This window comes from Metabacillus sp. B2-18, from assembly GCF_021117275.1.
In the GTDB taxonomy this organism is placed as follows: domain Bacteria; phylum Bacillota; class Bacilli; order Bacillales; family Bacillaceae; genus Metabacillus.
Map to the genome: position 1 here is coordinate 1,693,053 of NZ_CP088245.1, position 19,198 is coordinate 1,712,250.

The 19,198-nt window shown below is 34.1% G+C and carries 16 protein-coding genes and 1 riboswitch; of the genes, 15 read left to right on the forward strand and 1 reads right to left on the reverse strand.

Features of this window, described 5'->3' with window-relative positions:
- Window positions 1–20 precede the first annotated feature (20 nt).
- The 4 genes from LPC09_RS08530 (at window position 21) to LPC09_RS08545 (ending at window position 5,409) form a co-directional block, all read left to right on the forward strand.
- On the forward strand, window positions 21–1,010 hold the full coding sequence (locus tag LPC09_RS08530) for a DUF294 nucleotidyltransferase-like domain-containing protein (protein ID WP_231309416.1): 990 nt from the start codon (window positions 21–23) through the stop codon (window positions 1,008–1,010).
- Window positions 1,007–1,711, forward strand: a complete 705-nt coding sequence (locus LPC09_RS08535) for an exonuclease domain-containing protein (RefSeq protein WP_098798039.1) — start codon at window positions 1,007–1,009, stop codon at window positions 1,709–1,711. Before LPC09_RS08530 ends, LPC09_RS08535 begins: the two co-directional genes overlap by 4 nt.
- 154 nt (window positions 1,712–1,865) lie before the next feature.
- Window positions 1,866–1,945: riboswitch (cyclic di-GMP riboswitch) on the forward strand.
- 105 nt (window positions 1,946–2,050) lie between these two features.
- A complete protein-coding gene (locus tag LPC09_RS08540; protein WP_231309417.1) occupies window positions 2,051–4,057 on the forward strand; it encodes a methyl-accepting chemotaxis protein in 2,007 nt (668 codons plus the stop codon).
- 767 nt (window positions 4,058–4,824) lie between these two features.
- A complete protein-coding gene (locus LPC09_RS08545) occupies window positions 4,825–5,409 on the forward strand; it encodes an MEDS domain-containing protein (protein WP_231309418.1) in 585 nt (194 codons plus the stop codon).
- Window positions 5,410–5,441: 32 nt separating this feature from the next.
- Here the strand turns inward: LPC09_RS08545 and mscL are convergent, their stop codons facing one another.
- Window positions 5,442–5,825: a large conductance mechanosensitive channel protein MscL gene (gene mscL, locus LPC09_RS08550; RefSeq protein ID WP_231309419.1), complete on the reverse strand. Its 384-nt coding sequence runs from the start codon at window positions 5,823–5,825 to the stop codon at window positions 5,442–5,444.
- A 101-nt stretch (window positions 5,826–5,926) separates the two neighbouring features.
- Here mscL and LPC09_RS08555 point away from each other — a divergent pair, with 101 nt between their 5' ends.
- The 11 genes from LPC09_RS08555 (at window position 5,927) to LPC09_RS08605 (ending at window position 19,174) form a co-directional block, all read left to right on the forward strand.
- Window positions 5,927–6,493 (forward strand): GrpB family protein, encoded by a 567-nt coding sequence (locus tag LPC09_RS08555; RefSeq protein ID WP_098798043.1) that lies wholly within the window; start codon window positions 5,927–5,929, stop codon window positions 6,491–6,493.
- A gap of 239 nt (window positions 6,494–6,732) precedes the next feature.
- Window positions 6,733–8,487, forward strand: a complete 1,755-nt coding sequence (locus tag LPC09_RS08560) for an ABC transporter ATP-binding protein (RefSeq protein ID WP_231309420.1) — start codon at window positions 6,733–6,735, stop codon at window positions 8,485–8,487.
- Window positions 8,488–8,495: 8 nt separating this feature from the next.
- Window positions 8,496–10,316, forward strand: a complete 1,821-nt coding sequence (locus LPC09_RS08565; RefSeq protein WP_098798044.1) for an ABC transporter ATP-binding protein — start codon at window positions 8,496–8,498, stop codon at window positions 10,314–10,316.
- 295 nt (window positions 10,317–10,611) lie between these two features.
- Window positions 10,612–11,922 (forward strand): CitMHS family transporter, encoded by a 1,311-nt coding sequence (locus LPC09_RS08570; RefSeq protein ID WP_231309421.1) that lies wholly within the window; start codon window positions 10,612–10,614, stop codon window positions 11,920–11,922.
- Window positions 11,923–12,044: 122 nt separating this feature from the next.
- The gene (locus LPC09_RS08575) at window positions 12,045–13,655 is read left to right on the forward strand and encodes an ATP-binding protein (protein ID WP_098798093.1); all 1,611 of its coding nucleotides are present in this window, start codon (window positions 12,045–12,047) and stop codon (window positions 13,653–13,655) included.
- 20 nt (window positions 13,656–13,675) lie between these two features.
- A complete protein-coding gene (locus LPC09_RS08580; RefSeq protein WP_098798046.1) occupies window positions 13,676–14,362 on the forward strand; it encodes a response regulator transcription factor in 687 nt (228 codons plus the stop codon).
- 6 nt (window positions 14,363–14,368) lie between these two features.
- On the forward strand, window positions 14,369–15,340 hold the full coding sequence (locus tag LPC09_RS08585) for a tripartite tricarboxylate transporter substrate binding protein (protein ID WP_098798094.1): 972 nt from the start codon (window positions 14,369–14,371) through the stop codon (window positions 15,338–15,340).
- Between the two features lie 251 nt (window positions 15,341–15,591).
- Window positions 15,592–15,750 carry a hypothetical protein gene (locus LPC09_RS08590; RefSeq protein ID WP_176551121.1) on the forward strand — a complete coding sequence of 53 codons (159 nt, stop codon included), beginning with the start codon at window positions 15,592–15,594 and terminating at the stop codon, window positions 15,748–15,750.
- Window positions 15,751–15,880: 130 nt separating this feature from the next.
- On the forward strand, window positions 15,881–16,981 hold the full coding sequence (locus LPC09_RS08595) for an AbrB family transcriptional regulator (RefSeq protein ID WP_098798047.1): 1,101 nt from the start codon (window positions 15,881–15,883) through the stop codon (window positions 16,979–16,981).
- Between the two features lie 218 nt (window positions 16,982–17,199).
- Window positions 17,200–18,642 carry an NAD-dependent malic enzyme gene (locus LPC09_RS08600; RefSeq protein ID WP_098798048.1) on the forward strand — a complete coding sequence of 481 codons (1,443 nt, stop codon included), beginning with the start codon at window positions 17,200–17,202 and terminating at the stop codon, window positions 18,640–18,642.
- A gap of 121 nt (window positions 18,643–18,763) precedes the next feature.
- Window positions 18,764–19,174 (forward strand): YknW family membrane protein, encoded by a 411-nt coding sequence (locus tag LPC09_RS08605; RefSeq protein ID WP_231309422.1) that lies wholly within the window; start codon window positions 18,764–18,766, stop codon window positions 19,172–19,174.
- The last annotated feature ends 24 nt before the right edge of the window (window positions 19,175–19,198 follow it).

The following is a 19,198-nucleotide window of genomic DNA, read 5'->3' on the forward strand; positions in this document are numbered from 1 at the left end:
AACGTGAGGAAGTGTCTCTCATGCACGGTGCATTTGATTCCTATGAATCAATTAAAAAGTGGAAAGACGAACATATCCACAATTATGAATCAAATACAATAGAGTTAAATAAATTTCATGATGAGATGATGAAGAGTGCTAGTAAAGTGGCACTCTTTCATCTTGAAAGGAACTCTGGGGCTCCACCTTGTGATTTTACATGGTTTATTACTGGGAGTGGTGGACGAATTGAACAAGGTATCATTAGCGATCAAGATCATGGTTTAGTTTACGAAGAAAAATCAGAACGTGCAAGTAAGTATTTCTCTGCCCTTGGAGAAGAATTGTCAAAAGGACTTCATTTAATCGGATATCCTTATTGTGAAGGAAACGTTATGAGCTCAAATCCTTTGTGGTGTAAATCATTAGATGACTGGGAAAAGCAACTTGTTGCTTGGATGGATGAAAAAAGCTGGGAATCCATTCGCTTTTTACAGATCTTTTATGACTGTAGAAGCTTAGTTGGAAATGATGCTTTTATAAAGGACTTAAAATCTACAATCTTTGAATATCGAAATACAAATCCTAAGCTTTTACAGCGATTTATGGACAATATTCAACATATTAAACATTCGATTGGTCCATTAGGACAAATCTATGTCGAACAAAGTGGCCAGTATGAAGGATGTATTGATCTAAAAAAAGGAGCTTTTTTACCGTATGTTAATGCAGTTAGGTTACTAGCAATGAAAGAGGGGATAATTGAAACCTCTACTCTCGAAAGAATTACCATCCTTAGTAAAAAAGATCCTTATCGACAAGAAATGCTTTATTATAAAAAGAATTTTGAGAAGTTGCTTGAATACCGAAGACTATTATTTGCAAGTGCTGAAAGTTATGATGATGTGCATTATTTAAACATTAAGAAAATGACCAAGGAAGAAAAAAGAGAGATAAAATCAATCTTAAAAGATGGTAAAAAACTGCATCAATATGTGCAGGGGATCATTGATAAAGGGTGTTTAGAATGACATTTGACCCGTTTTTTTTTATGAGAGGTAAGCTTGGTGGTTCTCAATCTGCCCAATCACAGCAACAAGTAGCCTACCTTAGACAATTACAACGTGAAATGAGGGTGGAGGAGACATTAAATATTCCTCTTACTGAATTAAACGTCATTGTTTTTGATATCGAAACAACAGGTTTTTATCCCGATCAAGGAGACCAAATTATTTCAATTGGTGCAATTAAAGTAAAGGGAGATGAAATTAAAGAAGAGGAAACCTTTTACTCACTTGTTCGCTCAGAAAAACCAATTTCTAATGAAATTAGTTCTTTGACTGGTCTAACAAACGAACAATTAACAACTGCTCCGCTGTTATCCGAAACCTTGTTCGAGTTTTTTCGGTTTGCCCAGGATTATACACTTGTTGCTCATCATGCAAACCATGAAAAGATGTTTTTACAGCATGCCTCTTGGAAGCTCTACAGGTCACCATTTAAGCACCGCCTTGTAGATATGTCCTTCTTGTACAGAATTGCAGAGCCTGGAGCAAAGCTTATCACTCTTGAAGAATGTTGCAAACATAATGGAATACCGATTTTTGGTCGACATCATGCTCTGGAGGATGCCAAGTTGACTGCACAGTTATGGAGTATTTATGTTAATAAGCTTAAAAGATTAGGGTGTGAAACATTAAAGGATTTATATGAACGTTATACAATGGTTTAATGAAAAGGGTTATCAAAATGATAGCTCTTTCTTTATATAGAAAAAGTTTCAGAATATAATGATTTATCATAAAAAGATAGCCAAATTATGTCATAAGTAGTATGATAGTACTACTAAATTTATAGGCAGAATTGCCGAAATTATTTGTATATAATATAAAATTGGGCAAACCATTTGAAAAAATGGGACGCAAAACTAAAGGGGCTTATCATTTTATGCTAGCCAGTTGCAGATATGATTAACTTTAAACTTTTTAGTGAGCTGTCCTTATTTTTATCATGTGGGCAGTTTTATTATTTTACAAAGAGTAATAGAGACGAGAAAGGGAGAAAGAACATCATGAAAATCCGTCATGTTTTAAAGAATAATGTATTAAAAGGTATTGACAGAAATCTCACGATTAGAAAAAAATTAATCATTGCCTTCGCATGCATTTTACTTGTACCAAGTCTTGCTATAGGATTTATCTCTTATCAATCTGCAAAATCTGAATTACAAGATAGCATGCTTCAAACAGCTAAGGAAAGTGTGCAACTAATTGATTCTTCTATGAATTCACAGCTAATTCCTATAGAAAAGGACATTGAATATTTTGCTCAGACAGCAAAAACGGCTAATGCAAAAATTGATATCGAGGAAATTTCGAAAATTAAATTGAAATTTAATCAATATATTGAAACAAAACCAGGAGCACAAGCAATTTATATTGGAACAGATACGGGTGAAATGATTGTTTCACCAACACTTCAACTCCCCGATGATTATGACCCACGTGATCGTCCTTGGTATACGTTGGCAATGGAGAATAAAGGAGAAGTTGTTATTACAGATCCGTATATCGATGCTAATACAAATGAAACATCAGTTACATTTGCTAAAGTTTTAAATGATGGTTCAGGTGTAGTGGCTGTTGATGTGAACTTAAATGTACTGAAAGATATGATAAGTGTAGTGAAGGTTGGGGAAGAGGGCTACGTAACAATTGTTGATGAAACTCAAACTTACTTAATTCATCCTTCTAAGCAAGGTGAAAAGGTAACGGGTGATTGGGTAGGAAATTTATTTAAAAGTAATACTGGTGAATTTTCCTATACTATAGATGGTAAAGCGAAGGAAATGGATTTTATTACAAATGAACTAACAGGCTGGAAAATTGCTGGTACGATGTATACTAGTGAAATCTCAGAAGCCGCTAAAGGAATCTTTTTAAAAACATTAGCTGTAGTACTATCCTCTATTCTCGGAGCTATTGTTATTTTTGTTATTATACGTTCTATTTTACAACCAATTCGTATTTTAGTTGCTTCTTCAGAAAAAATTGCTAATGGAGATTTAGCGGTTGATATTAACATTAATTCTAATGATGAAGTAGGACAATTGTCCAAGAGCTTTAACAAAATGGTCGAAAATTTACGTGCAGTGGTTGTAAGTCTCCAAACAGCATCAGAAAGGGTGAGTTCATCTTCTGAAGAGTTGATTGCTAGTGCAGACCAATCGACAGCTGGAACTAAACAAGTAACAGAAGCAATCCAACAGGTAGCTAGTGGAGCCGAAAGCCAAACATTTAAAATTGATGCAAATAATGCTGCATTAGATGAAGTGCTACAAGGAATTCTAAGAATTTCATCTAGCTCATCAAATGTTTCTGATATAGCACAAGAAACTGTCAGTGAGGCAGAAGTTGGTGGGAAATTTGTAAAAGATAGCTTGGAGCAAATGAAGTTTATTCATGCTTCCGTGACTGAATCAAATAAGGTCATTCAATCATTATCCAAAAGATCACAGGAAATTGGAAAGATCCTAGATGCTATTTCTGAAATTGCTAATCAAACAAATTTACTTGCATTAAATGCCGCAATTGAGGCAGCAAGAGCCGGTGAACATGGAAAAGGATTTGCAGTAGTAGCTGATGAAGTGCGCAAATTAGCAGAACAATCTCAACAATCAGCTGGTCAGATCTCTACACTAATTTTATCTATACAAAAAGACACAAATCATTCCGTACAGGTAATGGGCGAGGTATCTAAAAATGCAGAGCAGGGATTAACAATCTCAACAGAAACATCTGAGAAATTTGATTCGATATTAAATAGAATGAACACTATGACTCCACAAATTGAAGAAGTTTCAGCAACTGTACAGCAAATAACAGCTGCCATTCAAGAAGTTACAGCATCAGCCAATGAGCTAGCTATTATTGCAAAAGAAAGTTCAGCAACATCTGAAGAAGTAGCGGCTACAACTGAGCAACAACTTGCTTCAATGGAGGAAATTACAGCTGCCTCAAAAGCCTTAACTGGAATGGCTGAAGAACTACAATCAATTATTGATCGCTTTAAAGTATAAGTGATTGTTAAAAAGTCAGCTGAAGTTGCAGCTGGCTTTTTAAGTTTTTCAACTTAAGGTTATTGAGCATTATGAAGCATTTTTAAAACTAGCTTGGAGTCAAGTTACGCCTAAAGAAGTATTATCTATAGCAAAAACTCACCATACATACGATCGTAGCTAGTGATTACCGGAATTAGGGAGATTAAAAGAGCTTGACGGTATGTAATCAAGCTCTAATGAGACGTTAGATGAACAGTTCCCTATATATGGTTGGAAACTACTATCAATTTTTTTGGTTTTCATTACTGGGAAAGAGAAAATACGTAATTAAGCCGGAAAAAAGAGCCCCACCTAAAGAAATCAACGTTCGGATTTGTATGGAAATAGCGCTACCATAGTTTTGGTCAAGTACTCTAATCGCAAAAATAAACACTATGATCATTACAGGTAGCACAATTTTAAATTTCTTCAAAAGCTTCACATCCCTATCAAAAAATAATACTTAGTTTATCATATTTGATGTTAATTGTTAGGACAAGAATACCATCAATTTGGTCGTAGTCAAGATTAACGGTACAGACAATAGAGAAATAGAATAAAATAATGCTAGTCCACCTCTATAATTATGTTTAAAACATTTATTTTAAGCTAAACAAACGGCAGATCATGACTAATTTTGTTATATTATTTAGAATTGATAACCTTTTTCAACGAAATTGTTGTACTATTATATGTGAGACTTACTATAGATTAAACAGTTTGAAGGTAAGGAGAAAATAACATATATGATAAAAAATATGGCTGAATTTACATATAAATTAAATGAAAATGGTGGAGGTCACATTCTGTATTTTACGGAGAAATTGGATGATTATGTTCAAAACGCTGTTGAATTTATAATTAGTGGTATAAAAAACAATGAATATGTTTTGTTTGTTGAAAATGAGCCTATTAATCATTTAATATCACAAAAACTAAAAAATATATTAGAAGCAGATGAAATAAAGAGAGTCCACCAAATTAGTAATTTTGATTTCTATTGTTCCACAGGTAATTTCCACACAGTAACAATTCTAAACTACTTTTTTAACACATTAGATCCCTATTTTGATCAAAATTTGAAAATAAGGTGTTGGGGTCACGTGGAATGGCCGACTCAAAAACATATTAATAGCACATTGAAAGAATTTGAATTTGAAGTAGACAGGTTAATGCCGGAAATGGATATAATCGGTGTTTGTGCATATAATTTAGACCGATTAACGGATGAGGTCCAAAAAGCTTTAATGGAGTGTCACGGATACTTAATGACGGATAATGAAATAATGAAACTAGTTGATGAAGCTAATGGAATAAAGAAAATATTTTAAATTAAGAAGTTCCTAATGGCAATTTGATTCATTTATTCGTCATCCTTTTTTTCTTTTAGCAAATCACGTATTTCTTCCAGTAGAAGTTCAGTGTTAGTTTTAGTTTGACCAAAAGGCTTGTCGTTGTCTAATTTCCGGAGCTTATAAAATAGTTGGACAAAGAAGAAAATACTATATGTTATGATTAAAAATTCTAATACAGTTTGTAAGAATGATCCATATTGAATAACTGATGCTCCAAAAGGTAAAGAGAAATCCTTCAAATTTATGCCGCCTAAAAGTACACCTATTACTGGCATGACAAGATCATCAACTAATGAGCTAACGATTTTTCCAAAAGCCGTTCCGATAATTACTCCTACTGCTAGGTCAATTGCATTCCCTCTTATGGCGAATTGTAGAAATTGTTTTAGCATGCTATTATCTCCAATCTATTCATTACTTTAAAAGAGGACAATAAAAACAGTCCTTAGTAAAGATTATTCACATAAGACAAGTTTAGAAGGAGAAGAAGAATATGAAGGTTTCATTGTCAGAATATGATCCGAAATGGCCGCAAAAATACCTGATTGAAAAGGAAATGTTACAATCTAAACTAGGTTTTCTTAAACCAATGATTGAACATATTGGAAGTACATCAATAATTGGTTTATCAGCAAAACCAATAATCGATATCATGATTGGTGTTAGAGAGGAAAGTCAGCTTGAAAAGGTTGTTGATGCGTTATCACAACCTCCTTATGTTTATGTATCAATTTATGATAAACAGCTGCCGTTTCGACGTTTTTTTATTGTGGTTAAAGAAGTTTATGCCGAGTTATATCCACGTGTATTAACGACTGAGAATTTTATGGAGATTCCCCATCAACATCGAATAGCTCATATACATACAGTACCTTTAGATAGTCAATGGTGGGAGGAACATCTTTTATTTCGTGATTTTCTTATACAATCGAAAGAGCATCTTTTAGAATATGAAAGCTTGAAAAAGAAATTATCGAAAAAAGAATGGACTAATGGAAATGAGTATGCTGGTGCAAAGGCTAAATTTATACAGTCTGTTCTTAAAGAGGCAAAATTATAAGGTGTTTTTTAGAAAGATGCTTATTGGTTAGTTGAGATTCCACTAACCAATAAGCATCTTTTTTCGTTCAAAGGTATTAGTTCTTTCGTCCACTAGAAGGAGGTAGATTCCTTCAAAGGATATATTTTTAGAAAATTAAGGAAAATGTATGGATAATTATTTCGATTGTCGATATATTTAAACGTATTACGTTATATCTATAGGTAATGTGATGGTAAACAACTGTGGGGAGGGGAAGTATGGAAACGTTTAAAAAATTAAAAAGCTTTTATTGGCCATACAGAAAGTATTTCTTATGGTCATTGTTTTTTGTCTTATTTATTACAGGCATTACGGTTATTTATCCAATTGTTTTGCAATTAACAATCGATGAAATTGTATTAAAGAAACAATATGAGTATATTCCATGGATTGTGGTTGGTTTTTTATCATTGATGGTGGTAAAAGGGGTATCTGCATTTTTTCATCAATATTTAGGAGATATGTTTGGGATACAGTCAGTTTACAGACTTAGAAATGCTTTATATGAAAAGTTACAGCGATTGCCTTTTATTTACTATGATAATGCTAAAACGGGTGATTTAATGTCCCGATTGACTGCTGATGTAGAAGGGTTTCGTTTCTTTTTATCGTTCGGTTTTTCTGAGCTTGTTCGATTTTTACTATTAATATGCGGAACATTAACAGTTATGTTTATTTATTCCGTACCGTTAACGTTAGTAACGATTGCTGCTTTACCTTTTCTAGCGGTGGCTGTATATCATTTTGATAAACGTGTACATCCAGCTTTTCGGAACATTCGTGAATCATTTGGAAAGCTAAACACGAATGTGCAAGAAAATATTAGTGGAATACAAACGGTTAAGGCACTTTCTCGTGAGGATTTTGAAATATCAAAGTTTAACCAAGCAAACGGCAATTACAAAGAAAAATCATTAACAACCTCCTTTGTTTGGGCGAAATTTTTCCCTCTCATGGAGTTAATCGGAAATATATGTGTTGTCGCATTGCTTGCATACGGAAGTGTACTTGTTATTCAAGGAGGCCTGCAACCTGGTGAGCTTGTTGCTTTTTTCAGTTTAGTTTGGTATTTAATGAACCCAATCATGCACTTAGGATTTGTTATTAACTTATTTTCGCAATCGAAGGCATCAGGAGAGCGACTACTTGAAATTTTAGAGGCTGAGGAAAGCATTCGAGATCAAGAAAATATCCTTCCCGATACTAAAATAAATGGAGATGTAACCTTTTGCAATGTAAGTTTACGTTATAAAGAGGAAGAATCACTAGCATTACATCAACTAACTTTTCAGGCATCAAAGGGAAAAACAATCGGGTTAATTGGTTCAACTGGTTCTGGAAAAACAAGTTTGACTCAATTGATGACAAGGTTTTATACACCAACAAGTGGTCAAATTTTAATTGATGGAGAAGATATTCGTGATTATTCATTAAAAGCATTACGCTCAAATATAGGAGTGGTTTTACAAGAATCATTTTTATTTTCATCCACAATTAAATCAAATATAGCTTACGGAAGACCAGATGCCACGATAGATGAAATTATTGATGCAGCAAAACGTGCGCAGGCACATGATTTCATTATGGAACTGAAAGACGGATACGATACGATGTTAGGTGAAAGAGGACTCGGGCTTTCAGGAGGACAAAAGCAAAGAATTGCAATTGCCAGAGCAATTTGCATGGATCCACGCATTCTTATTTTAGATGATGCAACAAGTGCTGTAGATATGACGACAGAGTCTCATATTCAACAAGCATTAAAAGAAGTGATGAAGGGTCGAACGACATTTATCATTGCCCATCGTATTTCTTCTCTGAAGCATGCTGATGAGATTCTTGTTCTTGATAGTGGCTCAATTATTGAGAGAGGAACTCATGAAAGGCTTCTACAGCAAGAAGGTTATTACAAACGAATCTATAATATTCAATATAAAGATCAAAAAGCTGTTCTACACTCAACAGCAGGGTAGGTGATGATATGAGAAACAAAGATATAAAAGAAAAAATTAAGGAAAGATTTCATTACTCCACAGAAACGGTTATAGATAAACCATTTAATTGGCAGCAAATGTGGAGATTACTAAGTTACTTGAAACCGTATTCCAGAACATTACTTCCTGCAGCATTTATTGCTGTCCTCATTTTTGCAGTGGTCCGTCTCGTGGCACCTATATTAATAGGGAAATATACACTAGATTACGCAATTGCAAATAAAGATATCAAGCTTCTCATTATCTTAGTTACGACAATTTCTTTTCTCTATCTTGTATCTTACATAGCCAACACATTTCGAATCAGGTGGATGAACATGCTTGGTCAAAATGTAATCTATGATATTAGAAAGCATATATTTACCCATGTTCAGTCATTGTCTCACAGATTTTTTGATCAGCGTTCCGCAGGTTCTATCCTAGTTCGAATTATGAATGATATTAATTCCCTTCAGGAGCTATTTACTAGTGGGGTAATCAACCTGTTAATGGATTTCATCCTCTTAATCGGGGTTGTAGTACTTTTGTTTACTCTTAGTCCTCAACTCACTTTAGCAATTATGGTTATTGTGCCACTTATGTTTTTCATTTCTACCAGTCTACGAAAAAAAATACGTCGTTCTTGGCAAACTGTACGATTAAAGCAATCAAAACTGAATTCACATCTGAATGAATCAATTCAGGGAATCCGAGTGACTCAATCATTTACACAAGAAAAAGAAAACATTGAATATTTCGATGGAGTTAACTCGGAGAATTTTGGGTCATGGCAAAATGCTACCAAACGCAATGCAATGTTTACACCAATTGTTGAGATGACAAACGCAATTGGTACAGCTATTTTAATTGCTTATGGAGCAACCCTGATAGCAAATGAATCAATTACAATCGGAACTTTTGTTTCTTTTGCTTTTTACTTAGGAATGTTTTGGGAACCAATTTCGAGACTAGGCCAGGTATATAATCAATTGCTAATGGGAATGGCTTCTTCAGAAAGAATTTTTGAATTTATTGATGAAAAACCGAATGTTGCTGATTCGGATAATCCGACCAACCTTAAGAGTATGAAGGGTAAAATTGATTTTGAATCAGTGGAATTTGCCTATGATTCTTCTAGAAAAGCACTCAACAAGATCTCTTTATCAATCTCAGCGGGGCAAACAGTTGCATTGGTTGGCCATACAGGTTCTGGAAAAACAACAATCGCCAATTTAATTAGTCGTTTTTATGATGCAACTGGGGGAAGTGTAAAAATTGATGATATAAATATTAAAAATTTACCAATCAGTGAATTAAGATCACGTATCAGTGTTGTTCTTCAAGATACATTTATCTTTTCAGGCACAATTATGGATAATATTCGGTTCGGTTGCCCAACAGCTTCGGACGAACAGGTGGTAAATGCTGCGAAAGCAGTTGGTGCGGATGATTTCATATGCTGTTTGTCTAGTGGTTACTTAACAGAAGTAGAGGAAAGAGGAAATGTATTGTCAGTAGGTGAACGACAACTTATTTCTTTTGCTCGGACACTACTTGCAGATCCAACCATTATTATACTTGATGAAGCAACTGCAAGTATTGATACTGAAACAGAAGTGAAAATTCAACAAGCACTGAAAACCCTCCTGAGTGGAAGAACTGCAATAATGATTGCCCATCGACTTTCAACAATTCGTGAGGCTGATAATATTATTGTTTTGGATCATGGTGAAATTATGGAGCAAGGAAATCATGAACAACTAATGGAGAAAGAGGGTGTTTACTATGGATTGGTCAAAGCTCAATTTACTATGTTAGAAGTGGGATAATTCTATAGATATCGAATGAGAATAATAGTTTTTATGGATTTATACTTGAAAGGCGCCCAAAATGGGTGCTTTTTTCATTCATAAAAAAAAAAGTGAAATTAAAATTTTAAAAAAACTTCGTGAATTAAATGAACAAAACATATTAATTGTTCGAAAAGATTTATACATACAAATAGGTTTTTAAGGATAAATCAACCATAATATTTACCCCCATTTACCCTTCATTTATAGTTGGAAATAACAAAGAATTCTAATTATTACATTTTGTAAGCGCGTTCAGATATGGGGGGGTATTATGTTAGCAATATTAGGTTTTCTAATGGTATTTGTGTTTATGTTTTTAATTATGACTGGTAGACTATCAGCTTTAATTGCTTTAATTCTTATTCCCGTTATATTTGCAATTGTTGGAGGGTTTGCGAGTGAATTAGGACCAATGCTAATAGATGGCATAAATCAATTAGCTCCTACCGGTGTTATGCTTATGTTTGCGATTTTATATTTTGGTATAATGATTGATGCTGGTTTATTTGAACCTGTTGTAGGGGCAATTTTAAAGGCTGTTAAAGGTGATCCATTAAAAATTATTATCGGAACTGCAGTGTTAGCATTAGTTGTATCCTTAGATGGAGATGGGACAACAACCTATATGATTACAATTTCGGCTATGTTTCCACTGTATCAACGATTAAAAATGAATCCATTAATTCTTCCATGTATAGCGATCATGAGTGTTGGTGTAACAAATCTTACGCCATGGGGAGGACCAACTGCCCGCGCAGTTAGTGCTTTAAATTTAGATATGTCAGAAGTGTTTGTACCACTTGTTCCTGCAATGATAGGTGGAGCTATATGGGTTATCTTTGTTGCATACTTATTTGGAGTTAAAGAAAGAAAACGTGTTGGAACTTTAGAATTAGATCAACTACCACAGCAACAGTTAATCGCGTTTCATCAACAAGCAGCAGCATCAGAAGTGCAATCAGAAAAACGTCCAAAATTAATATGGATCAACTTTGCATTAACTGTACTCCTTCTTTTAGGTTTAATCATGGGAATTATGCCTCTGCCCGCTTTATTTATGATTGGCTTTGCACTTGCAATTGTGATTAACTACCCTAATTTAGAAGAACAAAAGGAACGTATTAAAGCACATGCTGGAAACGTTTTAGCTGTTGTATCACTTGTTTTTGCTGCTGGTGCATTTACTGGCATTCTATCAGGCACGAAGATGGTGGACGCAATGGCAAACAGTCTTGTTGCTTTAATTCCAGATGCATTAGGCTCTTATCTACCGATTATTACAGCATTGACTAGTATGCCCTTTACTTTTTTTATGTCAAACGATGCATATTATTTTGGTATGCTACCAATCATTGCTGAAGCTGCTACTAGTTATGGAATCAATCCAGTTGAAATTGCTCGTGCATCATTAGTTGGTCAACCCGTTCATTTGTTAAGTCCTTTAGTTGCTTCAACGTATTTGTTAGTTGGTATGTCAAAAGTAGAGTTTGGTGACTTTCAAAAATTTACGTTAAAATGGACTGTTGGTACTTCGCTTACCATGTTAATTGTTTCAATTATTGTAGGTGTAATCTCTATATAAAATCATGTGAGAGCTAGAGAGTTACTCTAGCTCTTTTAAAAGTAAATATAGTTAAAATAAGATGTTAAGATGATGGTATAATCTTTAAAATGATTTAATTTATGATTAAAAAGGATATGGAAATGAGAGGGAAAAATAAAATTTCATTGCAATTTAAAGTATTGTCACTGATAAGCGTCCTGCTATTAGTGATCATTTTGCTTTTAGCTGGTATTTTCTCGTATATATTATACGTTGATTCAAGAACTCAAGCAGAGCTGCTCGTGTTGCAAACAGCAAAAACGATTTCTTTAATGCCAGAGCTTTACGAGGCAATTAAAGAAGATAACTTGGAGGAAATATTTCGACCAATTGCCGAACAAGTTAAAGATCAGGCAAATGCTTCAAATATAGTAATTGAGAACCGTGAACGGATCATTTACTCTCATTCAGATTTGAAATTAGTTGGACAAAGAAACTCTAATCACACAAATGACCAAGCTTTAATTTTTGGTGGATCTAGTAGCTTTGAAATAGATCGAGAACAGGGGCGTGTTATTGTTGGAAAAGTTCCAATCATTGCTGACTATAGTACATATAGTCAAGTTATTGGAACAGTATCTGTTGAATTTTTAGAGAAAGACCTTCTTTACAATTTATATAAGAAAATAAAATTTATTATATTTGCTTCTCTTGGAGTATTCATTTTAGGAATCATCGGTGGGATTTACTTAACAAACAATATTAGAAAAGATACTCTCGGATTAGAACCTCATGAAATTTCATCTTTATTCCGAGAAAGAAATGCGATACTTTCTTCTATTAAAGAAGGAATTATTGCTATTAATGAAAGAGGGCTCATTACAATGATTAATCTATCTGCATCAGATATGTTAAACATTTGTGAAAAACATTTCATTAATCAACATATTCATGATATTTTACCTAATATCAAAATTGATCTTGTATTGGAAACTGGACAGGATATCCATAATGTAGAACTGCTTCTTCATGATAAAATGTATATTTTTAATTTCATTCCTATCATTGAACAAGAACAAGTTGTTGAACAAGTTGTTGGAGTGGTTTTAAGTTTTCGTGATAAAACAGAATTAAAGAAATTAATAGATACAATTTCAGAAGTTCGTACCTATTCAGAAGGCCTTCGAGCACAAACACATGAGTATGCAAACAAATTATATTTATTATCCGGTTTATTACAACTAGAAAAATATCAAGATGCACTTGATTTTATAAATAAAGAATCAACGATCCATCATCACCAAACAAAACTTTTGTTTAATCAAATTCAAGACCTTAATATCCAGGCAATCTTATTAGGTAAATTGGGAAGAGCGTCAGAGATGAAGATTCATTTTGAAATAGACCCTGAAAGTTATGTAGATCCTCTTCCAAAACATATTGGAGTTACAGAGATCATCACAATTATTGGAAATTTAATTGACAATGCTTTTGAATCAGTCATTTTTCAAGATAAGAGAAACGTTTCATTTTCTATAACAAACCTCGGAAATGAAATTATTATAGAGGTAACTGATAGCGGCAAAGGGTTATCAAAAGAACAATTTGATACACTTTTTGCAGTTGGCTTTTCTTCTAAAGGTGAAAATAGAGGGTATGGACTATATAATGTAAAACGCATTGTAGATGCCTTAAACGGAAATATTGATGTAATTAATGGCAAAGAAGGAGGGGCAATTTTCACAGTGTTTCTTCCAAAGGGAGTTAAGTAAAGATTAAGGAGAAGGTTCAAATGATTAACGTACTAATTGCAGAAGATGATTTTCGAATTGCCCAGGTTCAGGAGCAATTTCTAAAGAAGATAGCAGACGTTCAATTAGTAGGAAAGGCACTAAATGCAAATGACACGATGAAGTTGTTGAATGAAAATAAAGTTGATCTGCTTTTACTTGATATATATTTACCAGATGAATTAGGTATAGATATATTACCTAAAATTAGAGAGCGATATCCTACCACCGACGTAATCATGATCACGGCTGCAACTGAAAAAGACATGCTTGAAACATCTATAAGACAAGGTGTATTTCATTATTTATTAAAACCTGTAACGATGGAAAAATTTATTGAAACAATTGAAAACTATAAAAATAGAAGGAAATTATTTTATAGTCAAGATGAAGTAACTCAAGTCTTCATTGATCAATATTTTACAAAAGGAAATCAACAAACACTAAATCAAAAAGATTTACCTTCCGGGGTCGATAAAATAACGCTACAAAAGGTAATTGAGGTTCTCAACGCTTTTAAAGGTGGTGTTACGATTGAAGAGATGGGGGAAAGAATGGGTGCTTCAAGAACAACTGCAAGAAGGTACTTGGAGTATCTCGTCTCAATTGATGAATGTAAATCAAAACATGAATATGGCATAGTAGGAAGACCAGAGAGAAAGTACTTTAAAAAAGGTGGAGTTTATTAGGTAATGATGAGAAAAAGAATCTTTTATGTTTGCTTATATTTTCTCCTTTTCCTTTTTGGATGTTCAGTACAAGAGAATAATGAGTTTCTGCTAAGTGAAGATATAACAATCATAGCTCCAAGCTCAAAAGGTGGAGGATGGGATTTAACAGCAAGAGCTGTGCAACGTACTCTTTTAAGTGAAGGGATCATAGAGGAAGATATCCAAGTAGTGAATAAAATTGGTGCTGGTGGAGAACTAGGGTGGAAATTTTTAAGTCAGCAAGAGGGACAAGTACTTGCGATGAATTCAAGTCTTCTTATAACAAATCATTTGCTAGGTCAAAGTAAGCTAACATTTAAAGATTTTACTCCAATCGCAACATTGGCAACTGAATGGGAAGCAGTTATTGTCTCAAAAGAATCTGAAATGAATAGTGCAAAAATGTTAATGGAAAAGATGGAATCAGCACCAGAATCTTTTAAAATTGGGGTTTCGCCTAGACTAGGAAACGATGATCAACTTTCTTTTGTATTGGCTAGTAAACAAGCAGATATAGAGCCAACAAAGCTTAATTTCCGGGTGTATGAAAATAGTCAACAGGTTGTTGATGCATTACTTGCAAAACAAATAGATGTTGCCACTATGACAATATCAGAAGCAATTAAGTATTATGAGTTAAATCAAGTAAAGCTTCTAGTAGTTTCGGCCGATAGCCGGTTAAGGGAACTTCCGATGATTCCTACCTGGAAGGAAGAAGGGATAGACGTCGTTTTTAGCCATTGGCGAGGAATAATGGGGCCGCCTAATATGACAAAAGAAGAGATTTCATTTTGGGATAAGACATTAAGTGAAATGGTGAAAACTAAAAAATGGCAAGAAATACTAGACGAATATATGTGGAAGAGTTTTTATAAAGACAGTAAAGATACCTTTAACTATCTTGAACAACAAAGTGAGATGTATGAGCGTTTAATGGGGGTTAATGAGATGAGTTGATTCTCGTGAACAAAATGATCAAAACTCACTTAATGAACATAATAAAATAATTATTTGTATTATTTACTTTGAAAGTAACTGGAATTATCATATGGAATGAAAGGTTACAAAACTTTATCTTGTCTTAGCAACTGTTTCTAAAAGGGGAACTTTATACTATTAAAAGATTGCTATTTATAAATGTTAGTATAGAAGTTTACCATTTTGATTTGACGATTAGCCTTTTAACAAAGATATTGGGGGAGCAAAAAATGTGGGTAATTACTGTTTATTCTAATGAAAGTATTAAAATGTTCGAATATGAAAGTGAATTAGAAGCTAAAGAATCACTACGGAGCATGAAAGGAAGTAGTATTCTCTCACATGTTGTTTATTATAATGATCACTTAGTAGAAACAGTAGCTAATTAATAGAAACCAAAATGACCCTATCTAAATTACTCTTTTCCCATTGTTAATGTGAAAAGAGTAGCAAATTAGGGTCATTTTTTAGTTATTGTAACAGAAGTTAGGAACGTAGATTTATGAGGGGTGAGTAAGGTTGATCAAGCAAATGAACCTTTATTTTATTATTGAAACAGTCATTGTTGGAGTATGTGGGGGAACTCTTTTCTTACTATTTAACTTGCCTTTAGCATGGATGCTTGGTCCACTAAGTGCAGTTATGCTTTGGAAGTTGATAACTAAACGCAAATTACATTGGCCAATTGGTTTTCGTAACGGTGGACAGATGATTTTGGGCTTTAGTATGGGGTTATCATTTACAACGGAGAGTGCTAGGCAAATACTCGAGCAATTTCCCTCAATGATGATAACAACAATTTTAATGGTTGGATTTGGTCTTGTAATGGCTAAGTTCATTTCAAAGGTCACAAAAATGAAAGTAGCAAGTGCGGTGATGGGGACAACACCCGGAGGATTATCACAAATGGTTATTTTAAGTGAAGAAATTACTGATTCAGAACCAACAATTGTTACATTTATGCAAACGGTGAGGATGTTAACGGTTATTTTCCTAGTACCTTTTTTAACGATCCATGCATTATCTACCTCTCACACCGATAGCTTCGTGGAAGATTCTGTTTCTCAAATGAATACAAGCGGTTACATACAACTATTAATCTTTTTAGTTATTGTTTTCTTTTTTACAAAATTGGCAGTTCGTTTTAAATGCCCTACTCCATGGATTATTGGTCCACTTATTTCTTCTGCACTTTTAACTGTATTTGGGTTTAGTGTTCCATCTGTGCCTGATTTTTTGACCATATTGGCCCAGCTTTGCTTGGGGATCTACCTAGGTCTTGGGATGAAAACAAATATGCTAGGTAATTGGCAAAGTTTGTTGCCGGTTACGATCTTGTCATCATTACTCATTGTAGGGTTTGCTCTTTTATTAGCATACGGATTACATAGCTTATACTCTATTTCCATGTCTACAGCATTTCTATGTATTGCACCAGGTGGATTACCTGAAATGGGTGTCACAGCTCATACAGTAAATGCGGATGTTTCAATGGTGGCGGCCTTCCAATTATTTCGTGTGTTTTTTATCTTATTCATCATTCCGTTATTCTTAAGAAAATTTTTTGGTAGAAATACAATTGAGAAAAAATCAGTTACTGCAAGTAAATTAATACCGTAAATAAAATGAACAAAATACACAGAAAAAATTAAAAGCAATAAATTGTCAAAACGATTACAGGAAAGAGCACCTATAATAAAATGTATTTAGGATATTAAAACGCTTCCAATTCACCTAATTTATTTTAAGCGCAAATGCTTATAGGCTTTCGCTACGTACAAGAAATAGATTAGTCGTTCTAATATCCCCTTTATTGATAAAGCATTTGGAGGTATCGAATGTCTCAACTTAGTAATGCAAGCATGAATATAATTATTAGACTTCATTTTCAGAAAAACCTTATTACGTTTAGTGAGATTGCTAAGGTAATTGGGGAAGCTGGTGGTGATGTAATTGGAATTGATGTGATCTCAACAAGTAAAACACAAACGGTACGAGACATAACGATAACAGTAAAGAACCAACAACATGGTCAAACTGTTATGGACGAAATCGGTCAACTAGAAGGTGTAAAGATTTTGTCAGTTTCTGATCGAACATTTTTATTACATCTTGGAGGAAAAATAGAAATCACTCCAAAAAATCCGATTAAAAATCGAGATGATTTATCTAGAGTTTATACACCTGGAGTCGCACAGGTATGTAACGCCATTGCTGATGAGCCACTTAAAGCTCACTCGTTAACGATTAAACGAAATACGGTTGCGGTTGTTTCTGATGGAACTGCAGTTTTAGGACTAGGTGATATTGGGCCATTGGCTGCAATGCCTGTTATGGAAGGAAAAGCAATGCTGTTTAAACAAATGGCAGATGTAGATGCATTCCCAATATGTCTTGATACGAAAGATCCGGAAGAGATTATTTCAATTGTAAAATCAATTGCGCCTGCCTTTGGAGGTATTAATTTAGAAGATATTTCTTCTCCTAGATGCTTTGAAATCGAAGAAAGATTAAAGACTGAAATGGACATACCTGTCTTTCATGACGACCAACATGGAACAGCTGTCGTATTACTTGCAGGTCTTTACAATGCACTTAAGCTTACTGGTAAAAATATTGAATCAATCAAAGTTGTTTTGAATGGTGTAGGTGCAGCTGGAACAGCATGTGCAAAAATGCTGCTAGCTGCTGGAGTGAAAAACATCATAGGTGTTGATCGAGCAGGTGCTATTAATAGAAATGAAACATACGATAATAAAAATTGGACAGACTTTGCATACATGACAAACCCAGAAAATATCAGTGGTTCCTTAACTGACGTAATAATAGGAGCAGATGTTTTTATCGGAGTTTCAGCTCCTGGTGTGTTAACGGTAGAACATCTCAAAACAATGGCGAAAGATCCAATTGTGTTCGCATTAGCTAACCCTGTACCCGAGATTGATCCAGAACTAGCTGAACCATATGTTAGAGTGATGGCGACAGGTAGATCCGATTTTCCAAATCAGATTAATAATGTCCTTTGTTTCCCTGGTATTTTTAGAGGGGCACTTGATTGCCGGGCTTCAGAAATTAATGAAGAAATGAAAATTGCTACTGCAAAAGCTATTGCTAATGTAGTTTCTGATGATGAGTTAAGTGAAACCTACATTGTTCCAAGTGTATTCAATCAAAAAGTTGTTGAAAAGGTACGCGAGGCAGTGGTAAAGGCTGCTTATGAATCTGGTGTGGCAAGAAAAGATCTATTTAAAGAAGAAAATGCACTAGTGAGAAGTTATTAGCAAAAAGTCTTAGGTTACTAGTTTTTTTAAACAAGTAGCTTAAGATTTTTTTGCTTTTTTTTGAAACCATTTAATACCTCCTACGTATTAGGTAATGAAGACAAATTTTGGAGGTAGAAACATGGAAGAACAAACAATAAAAACGAAAAAACCGTCATTATTCGGAATGATTTTTCAACCGGGAGAACAATTTGAGAGATTAAGAGAAAAACCAGTCATTTGGCTTCCGTTAATTCTTTTGTCTATACTTGGAACAGTTATTGCTGTCCTTACAGCACTTAACGTGGATTATTCTACATTACCAGGACCAGCTATGTCGGCTGAAGAGCTTGAGCTTACAAAAATGTTTGGAATCATTTTTGGGGGACTTGGTGGTTTATTTGGTACATCAATTGGCTTTGTAGTTGTTGCAGCAATTTTATTAGGAATTGCCAAAATAGCTAAATCACCAGTTTCATTTAAACAAATGTTTTCACTAATCATTTTCACCGGATTTATCACAACAATTGGTGGAGATCCGTACATTATGTGAACAAGTGTTAACAGCTTTGTTGGA